This window comes from Massilia sp. BGA-UO-ETr-WB1 (assembly GCF_059567845.1).
Map to the genome: position 1 here is coordinate 985,735 of NZ_JCAQOT010000024.1, position 15,720 is coordinate 1,001,454.

At 65.6% G+C, this 15,720-nt stretch carries 14 protein-coding genes; 8 read left to right on the top strand and 6 right to left on the bottom strand.

Going from position 1 to position 15,720, the window contains the following annotated elements; genetic code table 11:
• Window positions 1-246 precede the first annotated feature (246 nt).
• The 5 genes from AC56DV_RS17575 (at window position 247) to AC56DV_RS17595 (ending at window position 6,193) form a co-directional block, all read left to right on the top strand.
• Window positions 247-1,815 carry a flavin monoamine oxidase family protein gene (locus AC56DV_RS17575; RefSeq protein WP_496315524.1) on the top strand — a complete coding sequence of 523 codons (1,569 nt, stop codon included), beginning with the start codon at window positions 247-249 and terminating at the stop codon, window positions 1,813-1,815.
• Window positions 1,816-1,823: 8 nt separating this feature from the next.
• Window positions 1,824-2,216, top strand: coding sequence for a c-type cytochrome (locus AC56DV_RS17580; protein WP_496315525.1), 393 nt, complete (start codon window positions 1,824-1,826; stop codon window positions 2,214-2,216).
• Between the two features lie 8 nt (window positions 2,217-2,224).
• The gene (locus tag AC56DV_RS17585; RefSeq protein WP_496315526.1) at window positions 2,225-2,725 is read left to right on the top strand and encodes a RidA family protein; all 501 of its coding nucleotides are present in this window, start codon (window positions 2,225-2,227) and stop codon (window positions 2,723-2,725) included.
• A gap of 34 nt (window positions 2,726-2,759) precedes the next feature.
• On the top strand, window positions 2,760-5,222 hold the full coding sequence (locus AC56DV_RS17590) for a TonB-dependent receptor plug domain-containing protein (RefSeq protein WP_496315527.1): 2,463 nt from the start codon (window positions 2,760-2,762) through the stop codon (window positions 5,220-5,222).
• A 65-nt stretch (window positions 5,223-5,287) separates the two neighbouring features.
• Complete coding sequence (locus tag AC56DV_RS17595; RefSeq protein WP_496315528.1) at window positions 5,288-6,193, top strand: alpha/beta hydrolase; 906 nt, start codon at window positions 5,288-5,290, stop codon at window positions 6,191-6,193.
• An 8-nt stretch (window positions 6,194-6,201) separates the two neighbouring features.
• Here the strand turns inward: AC56DV_RS17595 and AC56DV_RS17600 are convergent, their stop codons facing one another.
• Together AC56DV_RS17600 and AC56DV_RS17605 are read right to left on the bottom strand one after the other, a co-directional pair.
• Window positions 6,202-6,555, bottom strand: coding sequence for a nucleotide pyrophosphohydrolase (locus tag AC56DV_RS17600; RefSeq protein ID WP_496315529.1), 354 nt, complete (start codon window positions 6,553-6,555; stop codon window positions 6,202-6,204).
• Window positions 6,555-7,007 carry a GNAT family N-acetyltransferase gene (locus tag AC56DV_RS17605; RefSeq protein ID WP_496315530.1) on the bottom strand — a complete coding sequence of 151 codons (453 nt, stop codon included), beginning with the start codon at window positions 7,005-7,007 and terminating at the stop codon, window positions 6,555-6,557. Before AC56DV_RS17605 ends, AC56DV_RS17600 begins: the two co-directional genes overlap by 1 nt.
• Before the next feature lie 196 nt (window positions 7,008-7,203).
• Between AC56DV_RS17605 and AC56DV_RS17610 the strand changes: the two genes are divergently transcribed.
• Window positions 7,204-7,656 (top strand): hypothetical protein, encoded by a 453-nt coding sequence (locus AC56DV_RS17610; protein WP_496315531.1) that lies wholly within the window; start codon window positions 7,204-7,206, stop codon window positions 7,654-7,656.
• A 166-nt stretch (window positions 7,657-7,822) separates the two neighbouring features.
• Window positions 7,823-9,886 carry a S9 family peptidase gene (locus tag AC56DV_RS17615; protein ID WP_496315532.1) on the top strand — a complete coding sequence of 688 codons (2,064 nt, stop codon included), beginning with the start codon at window positions 7,823-7,825 and terminating at the stop codon, window positions 9,884-9,886.
• 63 nt (window positions 9,887-9,949) lie between these two features.
• Here AC56DV_RS17615 and AC56DV_RS17620 read toward each other — a convergent pair whose 3' ends face one another.
• Window positions 9,950-10,645: a hypothetical protein gene (locus AC56DV_RS17620; protein ID WP_496315533.1), complete on the bottom strand. Its 696-nt coding sequence runs from the start codon at window positions 10,643-10,645 to the stop codon at window positions 9,950-9,952.
• A 453-nt stretch (window positions 10,646-11,098) separates the two neighbouring features.
• Here AC56DV_RS17620 and AC56DV_RS17625 point away from each other — a divergent pair, with 453 nt between their 5' ends.
• Window positions 11,099-11,785, top strand: a complete 687-nt coding sequence (locus tag AC56DV_RS17625; RefSeq protein ID WP_496315534.1) for a hypothetical protein — start codon at window positions 11,099-11,101, stop codon at window positions 11,783-11,785.
• 55 nt (window positions 11,786-11,840) lie between these two features.
• Here AC56DV_RS17625 and AC56DV_RS17630 read toward each other — a convergent pair whose 3' ends face one another.
• The 3 genes from AC56DV_RS17630 to AC56DV_RS17640 form a co-directional block, all read right to left on the bottom strand.
• Window positions 11,841-12,179 (bottom strand): HNH endonuclease family protein, encoded by a 339-nt coding sequence (locus AC56DV_RS17630; RefSeq protein ID WP_496315535.1) that lies wholly within the window; start codon window positions 12,177-12,179, stop codon window positions 11,841-11,843.
• A gap of 568 nt (window positions 12,180-12,747) precedes the next feature.
• A complete protein-coding gene (locus AC56DV_RS17635) occupies window positions 12,748-15,066 on the bottom strand; it encodes a putative bifunctional diguanylate cyclase/phosphodiesterase (protein WP_496315536.1) in 2,319 nt (772 codons plus the stop codon).
• A gap of 114 nt (window positions 15,067-15,180) precedes the next feature.
• Window positions 15,181-15,645, bottom strand: coding sequence for a cache domain-containing protein (locus tag AC56DV_RS17640; RefSeq protein WP_496315537.1), 465 nt, complete (start codon window positions 15,643-15,645; stop codon window positions 15,181-15,183).
• Between the last annotated feature and the right edge of the window lie 75 nt (window positions 15,646-15,720).

Sequence of the window (15,720 nt, forward strand, 5' to 3'; positions counted from 1 at the left end):
CTGCGCAAAATATGTTGCGTTGCAAAATAGAGTTGCGCGCGCCTGAAAAGAGTCCGTTCGCGGCCGCCGCGCCGCCGCCGAAGCGCCGCTGCATCACCGCTCTGGCGCCGCGCCGCCGCGCAGCCACATTGTTTTTCCCGCCGCCCCCATCTTTATTTTATTTCGCATATGTATATTACATTTATGGTTTATTGGCACGGCGATTGCTAAGCAATCAGGGTAGTTCCAACTACCAGGAGGTTGCCGATGATAAGCAGGAGAGATTTCTTGTACCGCGCCGCCGCAGTCGGCGGCACGGGTCTGATGCTGAACACGATGAGTGCCTGGGGCATGGGCATCGAGTCGACGATGTCCGCGCCGCCCGCCCTTAGCGGCAGCGGCAAGGGCAAGAAAGTGGTGATCCTGGGGGCGGGCCTGGCCGGCATGACCGCCGCCTTCGAGCTGGGCAAGCTGGGCTACCAGTGCCAGGTGCTGGAAGCGCGCGCTTTCGCCGGCGGCCGCTGCCAGACCGCGCGCAAGGGCTTCGCGCTGACGGAGCTGGGCGGCGAAGAGCAGCGCTGCCGGTTCGACCAGGGTCACTACATCAACCACGGCCCGTGGCGCATTCCGCTGCACCACCAGTCCACGCTGCACTACACGCGGCTGTTCGAAGTGCCGCTGGAAGTGATGGTCAACGATAACGACCATTCCATCGTCTACCTGGAGAACGGCGGTCCGCTGGCCCGGCAGCGCCTGCGGCCGGCGCAGATCAAGGCCGACATGCGCGGCCACGTGGCCGAGCTGCTGGCCAAGTCGGTCAAGTCCAAGCAGATCGACCAGGCGCTGACCGAGCAGGACCAGCGCCTGCTGCTGGACTACCTGGCGCACGAGGGCCAGCTGGACCCGGGCGACTTGCGCTACAAGGGGCGCAGCGGCCGCGGCTACGCGGTCAACCCCGGCGCCGGCATGATGCCCGGCGCCGGCAAGGAGTCCGACCCGCTGGGCTTCAAGGAGCTGCTGGAATCGAAGGTCGGCAATGTCTACAGCGCCGTGCAGGACTTCCCCATGCAGAACACCATGTTCCAGCCGGTGGGCGGCATGGACCAGATTGCGAAAGCGTTCGAAAAGCGCATCGGAAAATCCATCCGCTACCGCGCCGAGGTGCAGACCATACGCCACGGCGAAAAGCATGTGGCGGTGACCTACAAGGACACCGCCAGCGGCAAGTTCACCACCGTGAACGCCGACTACTGCCTGTGCACCATCCCGCTGTCCGTGCTGCGCATGATAGACACCGACTTCTCGCCCGGATTCAAGGCCGCCATCAAGCAGGTGGCCTACGCGCCGGTCGGCAAAATCGGCCTGCAGATGAAGCGCCGCTTCTGGGAGGAGGACGACCAGATCTACGGCGGCCACGTGCTGACCGACATCAAGGGCATCAACACCATCTCGCTGCCCTCGTCGAGCTGGCAGAAGCAGAAGGGCGTGCTGCTCGGCTACTACAACTACCAGACCTCGGCCATCGAAGTGAGCGCCATGACACCCGATGAGCGCGCCGAATTCGCCGTGGCGGCGGGCGAAAAGATCTTCCCCGCCTACCGCGCGTCCTTCGAGAGCGCCTTCTCCGTGGCCTGGCACCGGGTGCAGTACAGCCTGGGCGGCTGGGCCGACTGGAACGAGGAGAGCCGCAAGCACGCCTACCCGGTGCTGCTGGAAGGCGAGGGCCGGGTGCTGCTGGCGGGCGAGCACCTGAGCTATCTGACCGGCTGGCAGGCCGGCGCCATCGAATCGGCCTGGCAGCAGCTGGCCAAGATCCATGAAAGGGCCAGCGCATGAAGCGTTCCATGGCAACCATGATGCTGGCCGCATCCGCCCTGGCCAGCCTGGCAGCGGCGCCGCAAGCGCGCGCCGACGGCAAGGCGCTGTTCCAGAAGAACTGCGCCGCCTGCCACCAGGCCAGCGGCAAGGGCATTCCCGGCGCCTTCCCTGCGCTGGCCGGCAATCCGCTGGTGCAGGGCCCGGCGCCGGACGTGGCCATGGTGCTGCTGCGGGGGCGCGGCGGCATGCCCGACTTCAGCGCCAGCATGAGCGACGACGACATCGCCGCCGTGCTCAGTTTCGCCCGCAGCGCCTGGGGCAACAAGGCGCCGCCATTGAAAGGAGAGGAAGTGACGACGCTGCGCGCCCAGCTCGGCGTGCCGCAATTCGCGAACGGCCAGATGTCCAACAAACACTGAAAGAGACTATGAACAAAGCTACCGTATCGAATGCCATCGCCATGCTGGCGCTGCTGTCCTGCTCCGCCGCCGCGCAGGCGCAGGACATCATCCGCCACAAGATCCCCGGCTCCGACTTCCCCATCGCCCAGGCGGTGACGCTGCCGCCGAACGCCACCATCCACTTCATCAGCGGCCAGGTGCCGCCGGTGATCGACAAGGCCGCCGCGCCCGACTCGCTGGCCGCCTACGGCGACACCAAGACCCAGACCATGGGCGTGCTGAAGAAGATCGACGAAATCCTCAAGAGCATGAACCTGGCCATGGGCGACGTGGTGAAGATGCAGGTGTTCCTGGTGGGCGACCCGGCCAAGGGAGGCCGCGCCGACGTCAAGGGCTTCATGGAGGCGTACACGCAGTACTTCGGCGGCGCCCAGCCCAACCTGCCCGCGCGCGCCGTGATGCAGGTGGCCGCGCTGAACGTGCCGGGCTGGCTGGTGGAAATCGAAGTGGTCGCGGCAAAAAAATAAAACAAAGCAAATACAACATTCAAGGGGTAACGTTATGCAGAAGGGCAAATTGAAAGCATGCGCGGCAGCCGTCATGGTGCTGTACTCGGGAGTTTCGTATTCGGCCGATGACGCCGGCGAGGCGCAAGCCGCAGCGGCGGCCGGCGCCGCCGTTACGCCTTCGTCGGCCGGCGCGGTGATCGTCACCGGCACCCGCGCCAGCGGCCTGAAAGTGGAAAACAGCGCCTCGCCCATCCAGGTGCTGGACAACGCCTCGCTGGCCCGCACCGGCCAGCCCGACCTGATGCAGGCGCTGGCGCAGAACCTGCCGTCCTTCACCGCCCAGGCCTTCGGCAGCGATACCGCCAACCTGACCCTGTCGGCCCGCCTGCGCGGCCTGAGCCCGAACAACACCCTGGTGCTGGTGAACGGCAAACGCCGCCACGGCACCTCCAACCTGGCGGTGCTGGGCGGGCCGTTCCAGGGCGGCGCGGCGGCCGACCTGAGCTACATCCCGGTCGCCATGATCGACCACATCGAGGTGCTGCAGGACGGCGCGGCCGCCCAGTACGGCACCGACGCCATCGCCGGCGTCATCAACATCATCCTCAAGTCCAACAGCAAGGGCGGCACCTTCAACGTCAACGGCGGCGGCTTCTCGGACGGCGGCGGCAAGACCGCCGACGCCATGGGCAACGTCGGCTTCGAGCCGTTCGACAAAGCTTTCGTCAGCCTGAGCGCCGAATCGAAATACCACGACTTCACCAACCGCGGCGGCCTCGACCCGCGCGTGGTGGACCCGGCCAACATCAAGCGCTTGCCGCTGCTGCAGGCGCCCGGCTACCCCAACCTGAACAAGATCAGCGGCGACGCGCAGTACCACCTGACCGTGTTCGGCGTGAACGCCGGCTACGACATCGACGACAACACCTCGCTGTACGCCTTCGGCACGGTGGGCCGCAAGGAAGCGCGCGCCTACGAGAACTACCGCATGCCGGACCGGCTGCCGCAGGTCTACCCGCTCGGCTTCAGCCCCAAGGAAACCATCAAGGACCAGGACTACGCGCTCACCGCCGGCATGAAGGGCAAGCTGGGCGGCGCCTGGAACTGGGAGCTGAGCACCACTTACGGCCGCGACAAGGCCGAGATCGGCGTCGAGGATTCGGCCAACGTGTCGCTGTACCAGGACAAGGGCTTCACGCCGACCGTGTTCGCGGCCGGCGCCTTCGTCGCCAGCCAGTGGACCAACAACCTGGACTTCAGCCGCGAACTGAGCCTGGTCGGTTCCAAACCGGCCACCTTCGCGCTCGGCCTCGAGCACCGCGTGGACAAGTACGAGATCCAGGCGGGCGACGAATTCTCGCGCTACAAGGAAGGCTCGCAGTCCTATCCCGGCTTCTCGCTGACCGACGCCGGCAAGCATGACCGCAACAACAAGGCGGTGTACGCCAACCTGATCGTGTTCCCGGTGGACGCGCTGACGGTGGACCTGGCCGCGCGCTACGAGCACTTCAGCGACTTCGGCAACGCCAAGGTGGGCAAGGTCACCAGCCGCTACGACTTCTCGCCCGCCTTCGCCCTGCGCGGCACGGTCAGCAACGGCTTCCGCGCGCCCACGCTGGCCGAGCAGTACTACTCGGCCACCAACGTGTCGCCGCGCAGCGCCTTCGTGCAGCTGGCGCCCAATTCGCCGGGCGCCGCGCTGGTGGGCGTGAACGGCCTGAAGCCGGAGAAGTCCACCAACTTCAGCGCCGGCCTGGTGCTCAACCCGGCCAGCAACGTCGCGCTCACGCTGGACGCCTACCAGATCACGATCCGCGACCGCATCGTCGGCAGCGGCTCGCTGTACGGCTCCGGCGGCGCCGACAACTCGCCGGCGGTGACGGCGGCCATCCTCGCCAACGGCAACGTGCTCGACCCGACGGTGGTGCAGACCGGCATCAACATCTTCTCCAACGCCGTCAACACCCGCTCGCGCGGGCTGGAGTTCGTGGCCACGGTAAACAGCAACTACGGCGACTACGGCCGGGTGGACTGGTCGGCCGCCGCCAACTACAACAAGGTCACCGTCATCAAGGTGAACCAGGCGCCGGCGCAGCTGCGGCCGCAAACCCTGCTCGACCGGACCGCCATCTCGCACATCGAGACCGCCTCGCCGAAGGCGCGCATCAACCTGGGCGCGTTGTGGAAGAAGGGCGCCTGGACCGTCAACCTGCGCGAAGCGATCTACGGCAAGTCGTCCGAGTGGAGCACGCCGGACGGCGCGGACTACTACAAGACGGAGATCGGCGTCACCGCCATCACCGACCTGGAGGTGAGCTACCGCATGAGCAACGGCTGGACCTTGTCGGCCGGCGGCAACAACCTGTTCAACAAGTATCCGGACCAGGTGAACCCCCAGCTGCTGGCGGTGTACCGCGCCAACCTGGACAACTCGGCCGTGACGATCTATCCGTCGTTCTCGCCGTTCGGCATCAACGGCGGTTACTACTACGCGCGCGCCAGCTATAAGTTCTAAGGCCGCATGACAGGCGGGGCAAGGCGCGGTATGCTGCGCCTTGCCCCGTTTTTTATGGACCGCCCATGCTGACCACACTCCGCAAGACCCTGTGCGCCGCCGCCATCGCCGGCGCAGCCGGAGGCGCCGCCCACGCCGCCGCCCCCATGACGCTGCAGGACTACCTGGCCCTGTCCGGCCCCAGGCCGGACCTGCACATCGCCTACGGCGGCGCGCCGTCGCAGTTCGTCGAGCTGTTCAAGCCTGCCGGGCCGGGGCCGTTCCCGGTGGTGATCCTGATCCACGGCGGCTGCTGGACCGTGCACTTCGGCGGCATCTCGCAGATGCACAACATGGCGGGCGAGCTGATCAGGAACGGCATCGCCGTGTGGAACGTGGAATACCGCCGGGTGGACGAGGAGGGCGGCGGCTACCCCGGCATGTACCAGGACGTGGCCACGGCGGTGGACCGGCTGCGGCAGGAAGCGGCCGCGCACCAGCTGGACCTGACGCGCGTGGTGGCCATGGGCCATTCGGCCGGCGGCCACCTGGCGCAATGGGCCGCGTCGCGCCACAAGCTGCCGCAGTCCAGCCCCGCGTGGCGCGCCGCGCCGCTGGCCATCCCGCAGGTGATCAGCCTGGGCGGGCTGGCCGACTTGCGCAACGAGGAGCAGCTGATCAAGACCAGCTGCGAGCGCGACATGGTGCAGCTGGCCGGCCTGGCGAGCGCCGCGCGGCCGGACGTGTTCGCCGACACGTCGCCCGCCGAGCTGCTGCCGGCCGGCGTGCGCACGGTGCTGGTGACGGGGGAACTGGACACGGTCTCGCCGGTGCGCGTGGCGCAGGACTATGCGCGCCGCGCCCGGGCCGCCGGCGACGCGGCCGAGGTGGTGGTGCTGCCCAACGCCAGCCATTACGACGAAGTGGCCGCCAGCTCGCCGGCGTGGAAGCTGGTCTACGCCGAAATCCGCAAGGCGCTGGCGCTGCCTTAGTATCGGCCTCAGTACTCGGTGTATTTGCGCGCGTCGCCGCGCACCTGCTCGGCCGGGTACTTGGCGCGGTTCAGCTCCATCTTCTCCAATACCGCGCTGCGCAGGTCCACGCCGGTCTTGTCGGCCAGCTGGATCAGGTACAGCATCACGTCCGCCAGCTCGTGCCGGATGCCTTCGCGCTTGCGCTGGTCCAGTTCGTGGTCGGCGCCGGTGGGCAGCCACTGGAAATGCTCGGCCAGCTCGGCCGCCTCCACCGTCAGCGCCATGGCCAGGTTCTTCGGCGTGTGGAACTGGCCCCAGTCGCGTTCGGCGGCGAAGGCGCGCGCCAGGTCGCGCAGTTCAATCAGACTGTCTTGCGCCATCACTGCACCGTCTTGCGCATGAAGACGCTGAGCGGATCGTCGCGGTAGTCGCCGTACGGGCCGCAGCGCTGGTAGCCCAGCCGTTCGTACAGCGCGATCGCCTCCGGCTGCGACGGACCGGTCTCCAGCGTGTACAGGGTGCTGCCGCGCTGCGCCGCTTCCTGCTCCAGCAGCGACAGCACGCGCCTGGCCAGGCCCTGGCCGCGCGCTTCCGGGCGCACATACATGCGTTTGACTTCGGCGAATTCCGGCGTCACCACCATCGCGCCGCAGCCCACCGCCGCGCCGTCCGCGTTGCGCGCCACCGCGAACAGCACATTGGGCTGCTTCAGCGAGGCCATGTCCAGCGCGTACACGCTTTCCGGCGGATACAGGGTCAACTGGTAGGCGTCCAGGTCGGCGATGAGGGCGATGATCTCGGGCTGGTCCGGCGTTTCGAATGCGATATTCATGGGCGTGATGGAAGTGGGGAACGGGTGTGATTGTCATTGTAGCGCAAGCCTGCGCGGCGCTCCGCAAGGCCTATGCAGGGGCGCTATGCACCCCGCGCGGGGACGAGAAAAATACTATCTCGCCGCGGCGAAAGCTCGCTATATTGAATCTTAGCGGGGCGCGAAAGCGCACCTCGCGAGCCGCAAGGAGATCATCATGAAAAACCTGCTGTTGTTCGCGTTGCTGGGCCTGGCCTGCGGGGCCGCCGCCGTGGCGCAGACCGTGCAGAACCCGCAAAACGAACGGAATCCCCAGGTGCTCGATGCGGTGACAATCCCCGCCACCGCACCGCTGAGCATTGAGGTGCCGGCGCGCCGGCTGCCCCGGTATGCGATCGATTTCGGCGCCTACAAGGGCGCCTACGACTTGAGCAACGGCGGCCTGCTGCAGCTGAGTTCCCAGGGCCGGCGCATGTACGCGCAGCTCGACGATGGTGAACGCACCGAAATCGTCGGCACCGGCAAGCACAGCTTCGTGGCGCTGGACCGCAGCGTGCAGATGCGCTTTGAACCGAAGTACGGCGGCGAGATGGGCGGCGAACTGCTGATCGCCAAGCAGCCCGCCATCGCCGGCCAGCCGGTGCAGTACCTGCTGGTGTCGCTGCGCTAGCGATTTTGTAGCAAACTCCGGGCGTGTCCGCCGCCCGGGGTGTCTCCCTTTTCCGCCGGCTCCCGCGGGGCGCCGGCGGTCCTCTTTCGTCCGCAAATCTTGGTATCATGTCCGACTGCGCCAGCCACAAGCTGGCCTTTTTTATAACGATGTCGGAGATAACCGCATGAAATTACGTCTGCTGGTATTGGCGGCCGCGCTTGCCGCGTCCGGTGCTCAGCACGCACAAGCCGCCCCGCGCGGCTTTACCGTGGAAGACCTGGTGAAAATGGAACGCGTCGGCAGCCCGCTGCTGTCGCCGGACGCGTCGAAAGTGGTGTACACGGTGCGCGCCACGAATATGGACAAGAACCGCGGCAACACCCAGCTGTGGATGCTGGACCTGCGCGCGGCCAAGCCGGCGCCGGTGCGCCTGACCCAGGCCGACGCCAGCAGCACCGACCCTGAATGGTCGCCTTCCGGCGACGCGCTCTACTTCCTGTCGGCCCGCAGCGGCAGCAACCAGGTGTGGCGTTTGCCGCTGTCCGGCGGCGAAGCGGCGCGCGTGACCGACCTGCCGGTGGACGTGGAAAACTTCCGCCTGTCGCCGCAGGGCGACCGCCTGGCCATGAGCCTGGCCGTGTTCCGCGATTGCGCCGACCTGGCCTGCAGCAAGGCGCGCCTGGAAGCGCAAGCCAAGAACAAGGCCACCGGCAAGGTCTACGACCGCCTGTTCGTGCGCCACTGGGACACCTGGAAGGACGGCCGCAACAACGTGCTGTACACCGCGCCGATCGACGCCAGCGGCAAGGTCAGCGCCGCGCCGGTCAGCCTGAGCGGCGGCATCGACGGCGACGTGCCGTCCAAGCCGTTCGGCGACCACGAGGAATACCAGTTCAGCCCGGACGGCAAGACGGTGGTGTTCTCGGCGCGCGTGGCCGGCAAGACCGAAGCCTGGTCCACCAACTTCGACATCTACAGCGTGCCCGCCGCCGGCGGCGAGCCGCGCAACCTGACCGCCGAGAACCCGGCCTGGGACACCAAGGCCAGCTTCTCGCCGGACGGCAAAACGCTGGCCTACACGGCCATGAAGCGCCCCACCTTCGAGGCCGACCGCTTCCACCTGGTGCTGATGGACGTCGCCACCGGCAAGAAGCGCGCGCTGACCGACGCCTGGGACCGTTCCGTGTCCGACTACCGCTGGGCGCCGGACGGCAAGACGCTGCTGGCCACCGCCGACGACGTCGGCCAGCACCGCCTGTTCAGCATCGACGCCGCCAGCGGCAAGGCCAGCGCCGTGTCCGGCCCCGGCTACGTGTCGGCCTTCAGCGTGGCGCGCGACACGGTGGTGATGGCGCAAGCCTCGCTGGCGTCCGGCGCGCAGCTGTACAAGTTCAAGCTGGGCGCGCCGTCTAAAGCCGACAAGCTGACCAATGTGAACGAGGCCGCGCTGGCCGACGTGCGCTTCGGCGAGTACGAGCAGTTCTCCTTCAAGGGCGCCAACGGCGACACCGTGTACGGCCACGTGATGAAGCCGTGGAACGCGCAGCCGGGCCAGAAGTACCCGATCGCCTTCCTGGTGCACGGCGGCCCGCAGGGCAGCTTCGGCAACTCCTGGAGCTACCGCTGGAACCCGCAGGTGTACGCCGGCGCCGGCTACGCCACCGTGTTCATCGACTTCCACGGCTCCACCGGCTACGGCCAGGCCTTCACCGATTCGATCAGCGGCGACTGGGGCGGCAAGCCTTTGGAAGACCTGAAGAAGGGCATGGAAGCGGCAGCGGCCAAGTTCCCGTGGCTGGACCGCGAGCGCAGCTGCGCGCTGGGCGCCTCGTACGGCGGCTACATGATGAACTGGATCGAAGGCAACTGGGCCGACGGCTTCAAGTGCATCGTCAACCACGACGGCGTATTCGACATCCGCGGCATGGCTTATTCGACCGAAGAAATCTGGTTTACCGAGTGGGAATACGGCGGCCCGTACTACAAGGCGGTGGAGTCGCACGAGAAGTTCAACCCGGTGCACCACGTGGCCAAGTGGAAGACCCCGATGCTGGTGATCCAGGGCGACCTGGACTTCCGCATCCCGACCGCGCAAGCGCTGGGCACCTTCACCGCGCTGCAGCGCCAGGGCATCGACAGCAAGCTGTTGGTGTTCCCTGACGAGAACCATTGGGTGCTGAAGCCGGCCAACTCGGTGCAGTGGCACCACACGGTGCTGGACTGGCTGAACACCTACACCAGGAAGTGAGGCCGGCCACGCCGCAACCGAAAGCCCGCTGCGGTTCGCCCCAGCGGGCTTTTTCTTGGTTCTTCACGGATTTCCGGGAAGGTGTTTCGCAGCACGGCGCTTACGGCGGCTGCGTCGTCCTGGGCGGCGTTGGGCATTACCGCTCGCCGGTGCCGGAGTGTCGAACACAGGGCGAGCCGGTGGACTGTTGGCCTGCACGGTAGCGGGTCGCGGGCTTTCAACACGCACGTCGTCAACCGAACGGCCACCTGTTGGGCGTGTGTGTGGCTGCCGCTCGTTCTCTTGCTGCGGGTGGCCGGCCTGAACCGCGCTGCCAAGCAAGCGTGCTATTGCCGCTTTGCGCGCGGACCGGCAGACATCGGCGAGCAGCCATTCATCACTGCCTGGCAGGCGTAACCAGATGGCCTTCCAGGCGTTGCGGTTGCCGCTGCCTTGCAGATTCGCAAAGCACGACGGCGACACTGCGCGCTCGCCATACCTGATTTCCGCCCCTTCCACCGTGGCGTAGTAGGGCTGCTTGCCAAAACTGGCGCGCAGCCTGGTGCCCTCCGGAAGAAATACCTGCTTCCATTGGTATCCAGCCTCGGATGGCACCTGCGGCGCCTGTTCGGCTGCCGGCGCCTGCTTTACGAAGTTGTCGATGGCCTGGCAAACGAACGGTTCCAGGTTATAGGTATCCGACCACCATTTTCCGGTGAATTCGCCCAGCGCTTGCAGTGTCTCGAAAGGGAGATGGACCGGCATTGTATGGATGGACATGGTGCGCCTCTCGAAAAGTGGTTTTTACTATGTACTGCTAACCAATGCTAAGCAGTGCTACAACGCGCTACCCGTTACTAAAGTTGCGATGCCGAACGATAGACAATGCCAGATTGTCTCGCCCATGTTGGTTAGATGCGTCTAGTGACGTTTAGTTCCGGATTAGAGAAGAATCGTGCTGAATATCGCGGTATATAGCGATGTAGCAAGGGGTAGCATGTTTTAGTAAAAAGCCGAAAACACGAGACACGGCCCAGCGTCACTGGCCGTCGAGCGGTGCGGGCACACGGTAGGGACGCCGGCAAGTGGACGTATCGCAGTTCGATGCCCGGAAATTCGTGAAGAACCTTTTTCTTTTTGGGGAAGAGCAGCCGGATTCACAGCTATGTATTTTTGTGTCAATATTGCAATCCAAGTCACTCGTGCCGCGTGTGCTGCAATTTAAGGAGAGCTATGGGAAAGCTGAGTGCGAAGGATAAGAAGCTGATTGAGAAATTCAACGCAAAACAGACGCAGCAAGCCCGGCTGAGCAGGATACGCCTTTCAAGGACCTTCAAGAAAAGCGCAGTTGTCAGCAAGGCCTTGCAGCGCGAGTTGCGCATCGCGGCTGCCCGGGAAGGGCGCAAGGTGGGACAAGTGTTCGCCTATCCGTACGGCGGCCCCCATACCAAGACCCGCGAGTACAACAGTGAAGCACGCTCGATGATCTATTTGGAGAGTAACCATTCGCCGCCGGAGGCTTCGTATCGGGGTTCGCAATGGGAGTCGCTTTCCAGCGGAGAGCGGCCGGCGCATTCCATGTACTACTACCATCATCGCAGCCCCAGCGGCTCGGTCGGCGGCGCTTCGTCAACGGGCGGATCCGGGGTTCAGCCGGGCTGGACGAACGATACGCTCAACAAGCACATGCGGGACGGGAACTTTTATCTGGCGATGAAGCTGGACTTCATCGACGTGCTGAACACCACCGCGCCCAATCGCCAGTTCTATGCGTTGGCGCTATATCGAACCGCGTGCTATGCCAAGCTGCGAGGCCTGATCAGGACCGAAGAGGAGTTTAGCGATGTGGTCAGTGTTCTGGGAGAGCTGATGACCGGCGAGGCGCTGTTGCTGGCAACCCAGCTTGCCAGTGAAATGTAGCAGGCAGGGTAGTTAGTGTGCCGGCAACTGGCCAGGTGGGCGTGGTGCGCGCACCTCAGTACCATTCCAGGTTGGCAACGGCGTTGTTGCGCTTGTTGCCGTCCTTGTGGCGCACGCGGGCAAGGCGGGCTGGGTTGGGCAGGTGGGCTTCGGCCACCAGGTCGTGCACGAAGAACTGGCCAGTGCGGCTGCCGTTGCTGAGCGTGACCCGCAGGCCATCGGGCATGGCCAGCGCGCGCAGGCACTTCACCTGCGGCCCGCGCGTGCGCAGCACGCGGCCGTCGCGCGAGACCACGTAGAAATCGCTGCCCTTGACCGGCTTGGTGCCGGCGGCGCGAAACGAGTAGGCAAGGGCGGCCGCCAGCAGGCACACCGCAACGACAATCAGTTCCATAGTGTTCGGGAAGGTGCGAAGAACGCTAATGATAGCGGACCGCGCGAACTCCGCGCCGTTTTTAGCAGAAAGCCCGCGTGATCAGTCGTCAAGCGGCAGGGGCCTGTACCGTCAGTGTGAACTGGCGCGGTGAAACGCTGGCGCCGTGGTATAGGAGTGCTTCGCCGACCACCCTGGCATAGTGGCATTCGCCATCGTGCGTCATCCGCAAAGAGGGAGCCGGATGGCAGAAATAGGCACTTCCATTGGAAGCCCCGCATGGGCGCCGCCGCTGCGCGCTGGGCGTCGATCCAATGCTTGATCGCGTGGCTCTGCGCTTCGGAAACGCTCAGGGTGCTGCCCGAGGTGCGCAGATAATTCACCAGTTCGAGATGGGCAGCTGGTGGTACCCCGGCCGTCTGCGTCTGTATAACCATGCTCATTCCCCTTTCTGATCCTGTCTCGTTTTGTCGCGTTCTGTCTGTTAGGCAGCGCGAGACGAAACAAGTTCAAAAGAGACAGAATGAGATAGCGGAACGAGACAAGTCATACAGAGGGGGCCGCGCCAGGGGACCGCCCCCCATCCACCTTAGCCGTCCAGCCGCGCCAGCAGCGCGTCCAGCGGGGCGGGGCGGGCGTACAGGTAGCCCTGCATGCCGTGGCAGTCGCTGTTGATGAGGAAGTCCGCCTGCGCCTGCGTCTCCACGCCTTCGGCCACCACCTTCAGGCCCAGGTGGTGCGCCATCGCCAGGATGGTTTGCACGATGGCCGTCACCGACGCGTCGGCCGGCGTGTCCTGGATGAAGCTGCGGTCGATCTTCAGCTCGTACAGCGGCATCTTCTTCAGGTAGGCCAGGCTGGAATAGCCGGTGCCGAAATCGTCGATCGAGAAGCGGATGCCGAGCGCGGCCAGCTGGCGCATGCGCAGCACCGTGTCTTCCAGTTTTTCCACCAGCAGGCCTTCGGTCACTTCGAAGATCAGCAGCTCGGCCGGCGCGCCGGTCTCGGCCAGCAGCGCGCGCACCTGTTCGACGAACTGCGGCTGGCGGAACTGGCTGGGGCTCACATTGACCGACAGCGGCAGCGCGTGCCCGGCCGCCTTCAGCTGCAGCACGGCGTCGCAGGCCTGGCGCATGGCCCAGGCGCCCAGCGCCAGGATCTGGCCCGATTCCTCGGCCAGCGGGATGAACAGCGCCGGCGACACCCAGCTGCCGTCGGCGCGCTGCCAGCGCATCAGCAGCTCGGCGCCGATGATCCTGCCGTCGCAGTCGACCTGCGCCTGGTAGTGCATGGCCAGTTCGCGCTGCTCGATCGCCTGCGCCAGGTCGCGCTCCAGGTTCAGGCGCTGCTCCACCTCGGCCTGCATGGCCGCCTCGAAGAAGGCGATGCCGTTGCGGCCGTCCGCCTTGGCGCGGTACATGGCGATGTCGGCCTCGCGCAGCAGGTCCTGCGCGCTTTGCTCGCCCGCCGCGCCGGCGGCCCCGGCCGCGCCCGATGGGCCCAATGCGCCCTTGGGCAGCAGGGTCACGCCGATGCTGGCCGAGCTGCTGTAGCTCTGGCCGTCGATCACGAAGTCTTCCGCGATGGTGGCGCGGATCTTCTCCGCCACCACCAGCGCCGCGTGCGCCGCCGTGGCGTGCACGCCGCTCAGGTGCGCCAGCAGCACCACGAATTCGTCGCCGCCGATGCGGGCCACCGTGTCGGCCTTGCGCATCAGCTGCGCCAGCCGCGCGGCCGCGTTCTTCAGCAGCGCGTCGCCGGTGGCGTGGCCGCGCGCGTCGTTGATGTACTTGAAGTTGTCCAGGTCGATGAACATCACCGCGCTGTACTGGCTGTTGCGCTCCGAGCTGGCCAGCAGCTTGTCGATGCGGTCCATCAGCAGGCGCCGGTTCGGCAGGCCGGTCAGCACGTCGAAGTAGGCCAGGCGGTGGATGTCGTCCTCGGACTTCTTGCGCTCGGTGATGTCGCGCTCCACGGCCACCCAGTGCGTGTTGGTGCCGCCCTCGTCGGAGATCGGCACCAGCTCGCGCTCCACCCAGTACGGCTCGCCGTAGCGCGTGTAGTTCAGCAGCTCGGCGCGCACCGCCTCGCTGCGCGCCATGGCCTGGTTGATGCGGTCCAGCGTGCCGGTGGCGGTTTCCGGCCCCTGCAGCAGGCGCAGGCTGCCGCCCAGCATGGCGTCGCGGTTGTAGCCGCTGCGCCGCTCGAAGGCGCGGTTGACGAAGATGATGCGCTGCTCGGTGCCCGCCACTTCGGCGATGCTGACCATGTCGTTCAGGCGCGCCACGGCCGCCGCCGTCAGGCGCAGTTCGGCGTTCAGCGCGGTCAGCTCCTGCTGCCCCTGTTCCAGCGAGGCGGCGGTGGCGCGCAGGTCGCCGATGGATTTTTCCAGCCGCTGCAGCAGCACGCCGCAGGACAGGGTCAGCACCGCCGTGATGAACAGGTAGTTGGACGTGATCACGCTCCACTTGAGGAAGGCGGTCAGTTCCAGGCCCTGCAGGTCGGGGATGGTGTTGGTGTAGAAGCCGATCACCAGCAGCGCGACGGTGTCGATGGCCAGCGCCCACAGGCCGGCGCGCAGGCCGAGCAGCAGCGCGGCCAGCACCGGCACGGCCATCAGGTAGATCTGGCTGACCGGCCCCACCTTGACCAGCAGGCCGACGCCGAAGATGAAGGTCACGGCCAGGAAGTTGAGCACCCGCGCGCCGTAGGAGATGCCGGGCAGGCGCAGGATGCCGAAGATCCACACCAGCGCCGCCACGTCCAGCACCACCACCGACCACAGGTTTTCGGCAATGCTGAGCAGGATGCTGGGCACGGCCGTCACCACGCCCAATCCCAGGACGAACTGCAGGATGCGCTTAAAGATCTGGCCGCGCCAGTGCGCGACGTCGTTTAGCGCTGCCAATCGCAGCCCTCCTTCGTGGCGAGTAACATGTGTGTTGTTGGTGTTGTTGCTTACCAGACATGTTACCTGCAAACCCGCATGCTGTCACGGTTTGGAAGGCGAGCCGCGTGCCGGTTAATCCGGTTTGTAGATGCCGCAGCCGACGATCAGGTCTTCGTATTTTTCGATGTACATCGATTTCGGCTCGATCTTCTTGGTCAGCGGATCGAGGAATTTGTAGTCCTGCCAGCCCTTGCCCTTGGTCTTGATGATCTCGATGCGCTCGCGCATGTAGTACTTGCCGTCGCCGTCGCGGATGTCGATCAGGTCCTTGCCTATCATGCGCGCGTTCTGGCCGTGCGCCAGGTTCTTGCCGTTCAGGTCGTACACCACCACGTACAGGTCGCGGTCGGTGAACTGGCCGCGCGGATCGTTGATCTCGGCGAAGGCCTTCTCACGGCCGTTGGCCTTCAGGTAGGCGATGGCTTTCTTCGCCATGGCCACCGCCTCGTCGGCGGTGCCGCGTTCGGCGGCGTGGGCCGGCAGGCGCGCCAGCAGCAGGGAAGTACCAAGAGTTAGTAGCATCAGCCGTCGTTTCATGGGCGCACCTCCGAACGTTGTGGATGTGGGTACATCTTAGCTGAAAAAAAAAGATGGCATTCGCAATAATTGGTG

Coding starts and splice junctions, on each gene's coding strand:
- AC56DV_RS17575 (WP_496315524.1), top strand. CDS start 247: ATGATAAGCAGGAGAGATTTCTTGTACCGCGCCGCCGCAGTCGGCGGC.
- AC56DV_RS17580 (WP_496315525.1), top strand. CDS start 1,824: ATGGCAACCATGATGCTGGCCGCATCCGCCCTGGCCAGCCTGGCAGCG.
- AC56DV_RS17585 (WP_496315526.1), top strand. CDS start 2,225: ATGAACAAAGCTACCGTATCGAATGCCATCGCCATGCTGGCGCTGCTG.
- AC56DV_RS17590 (WP_496315527.1), top strand. CDS start 2,760: ATGCAGAAGGGCAAATTGAAAGCATGCGCGGCAGCCGTCATGGTGCTG.
- AC56DV_RS17595 (WP_496315528.1), top strand. CDS start 5,288: ATGCTGACCACACTCCGCAAGACCCTGTGCGCCGCCGCCATCGCCGGC.
- AC56DV_RS17600 (WP_496315529.1), bottom strand. CDS start 6,555: ATGGCGCAAGACAGTCTGATTGAACTGCGCGACCTGGCGCGCGCCTTC.
- AC56DV_RS17605 (WP_496315530.1), bottom strand. CDS start 7,007: ATGAATATCGCATTCGAAACGCCGGACCAGCCCGAGATCATCGCCCTC.
- AC56DV_RS17610 (WP_496315531.1), top strand. CDS start 7,204: ATGAAAAACCTGCTGTTGTTCGCGTTGCTGGGCCTGGCCTGCGGGGCC.
- AC56DV_RS17615 (WP_496315532.1), top strand. CDS start 7,823: ATGAAATTACGTCTGCTGGTATTGGCGGCCGCGCTTGCCGCGTCCGGT.
- AC56DV_RS17620 (WP_496315533.1), bottom strand. CDS start 10,645: ATGTCCATCCATACAATGCCGGTCCATCTCCCTTTCGAGACACTGCAA.
- AC56DV_RS17625 (WP_496315534.1), top strand. CDS start 11,099: ATGGGAAAGCTGAGTGCGAAGGATAAGAAGCTGATTGAGAAATTCAAC.
- AC56DV_RS17630 (WP_496315535.1), bottom strand. CDS start 12,179: ATGGAACTGATTGTCGTTGCGGTGTGCCTGCTGGCGGCCGCCCTTGCC.
- AC56DV_RS17640 (WP_496315537.1), bottom strand. CDS start 15,645: ATGAAACGACGGCTGATGCTACTAACTCTTGGTACTTCCCTGCTGCTG.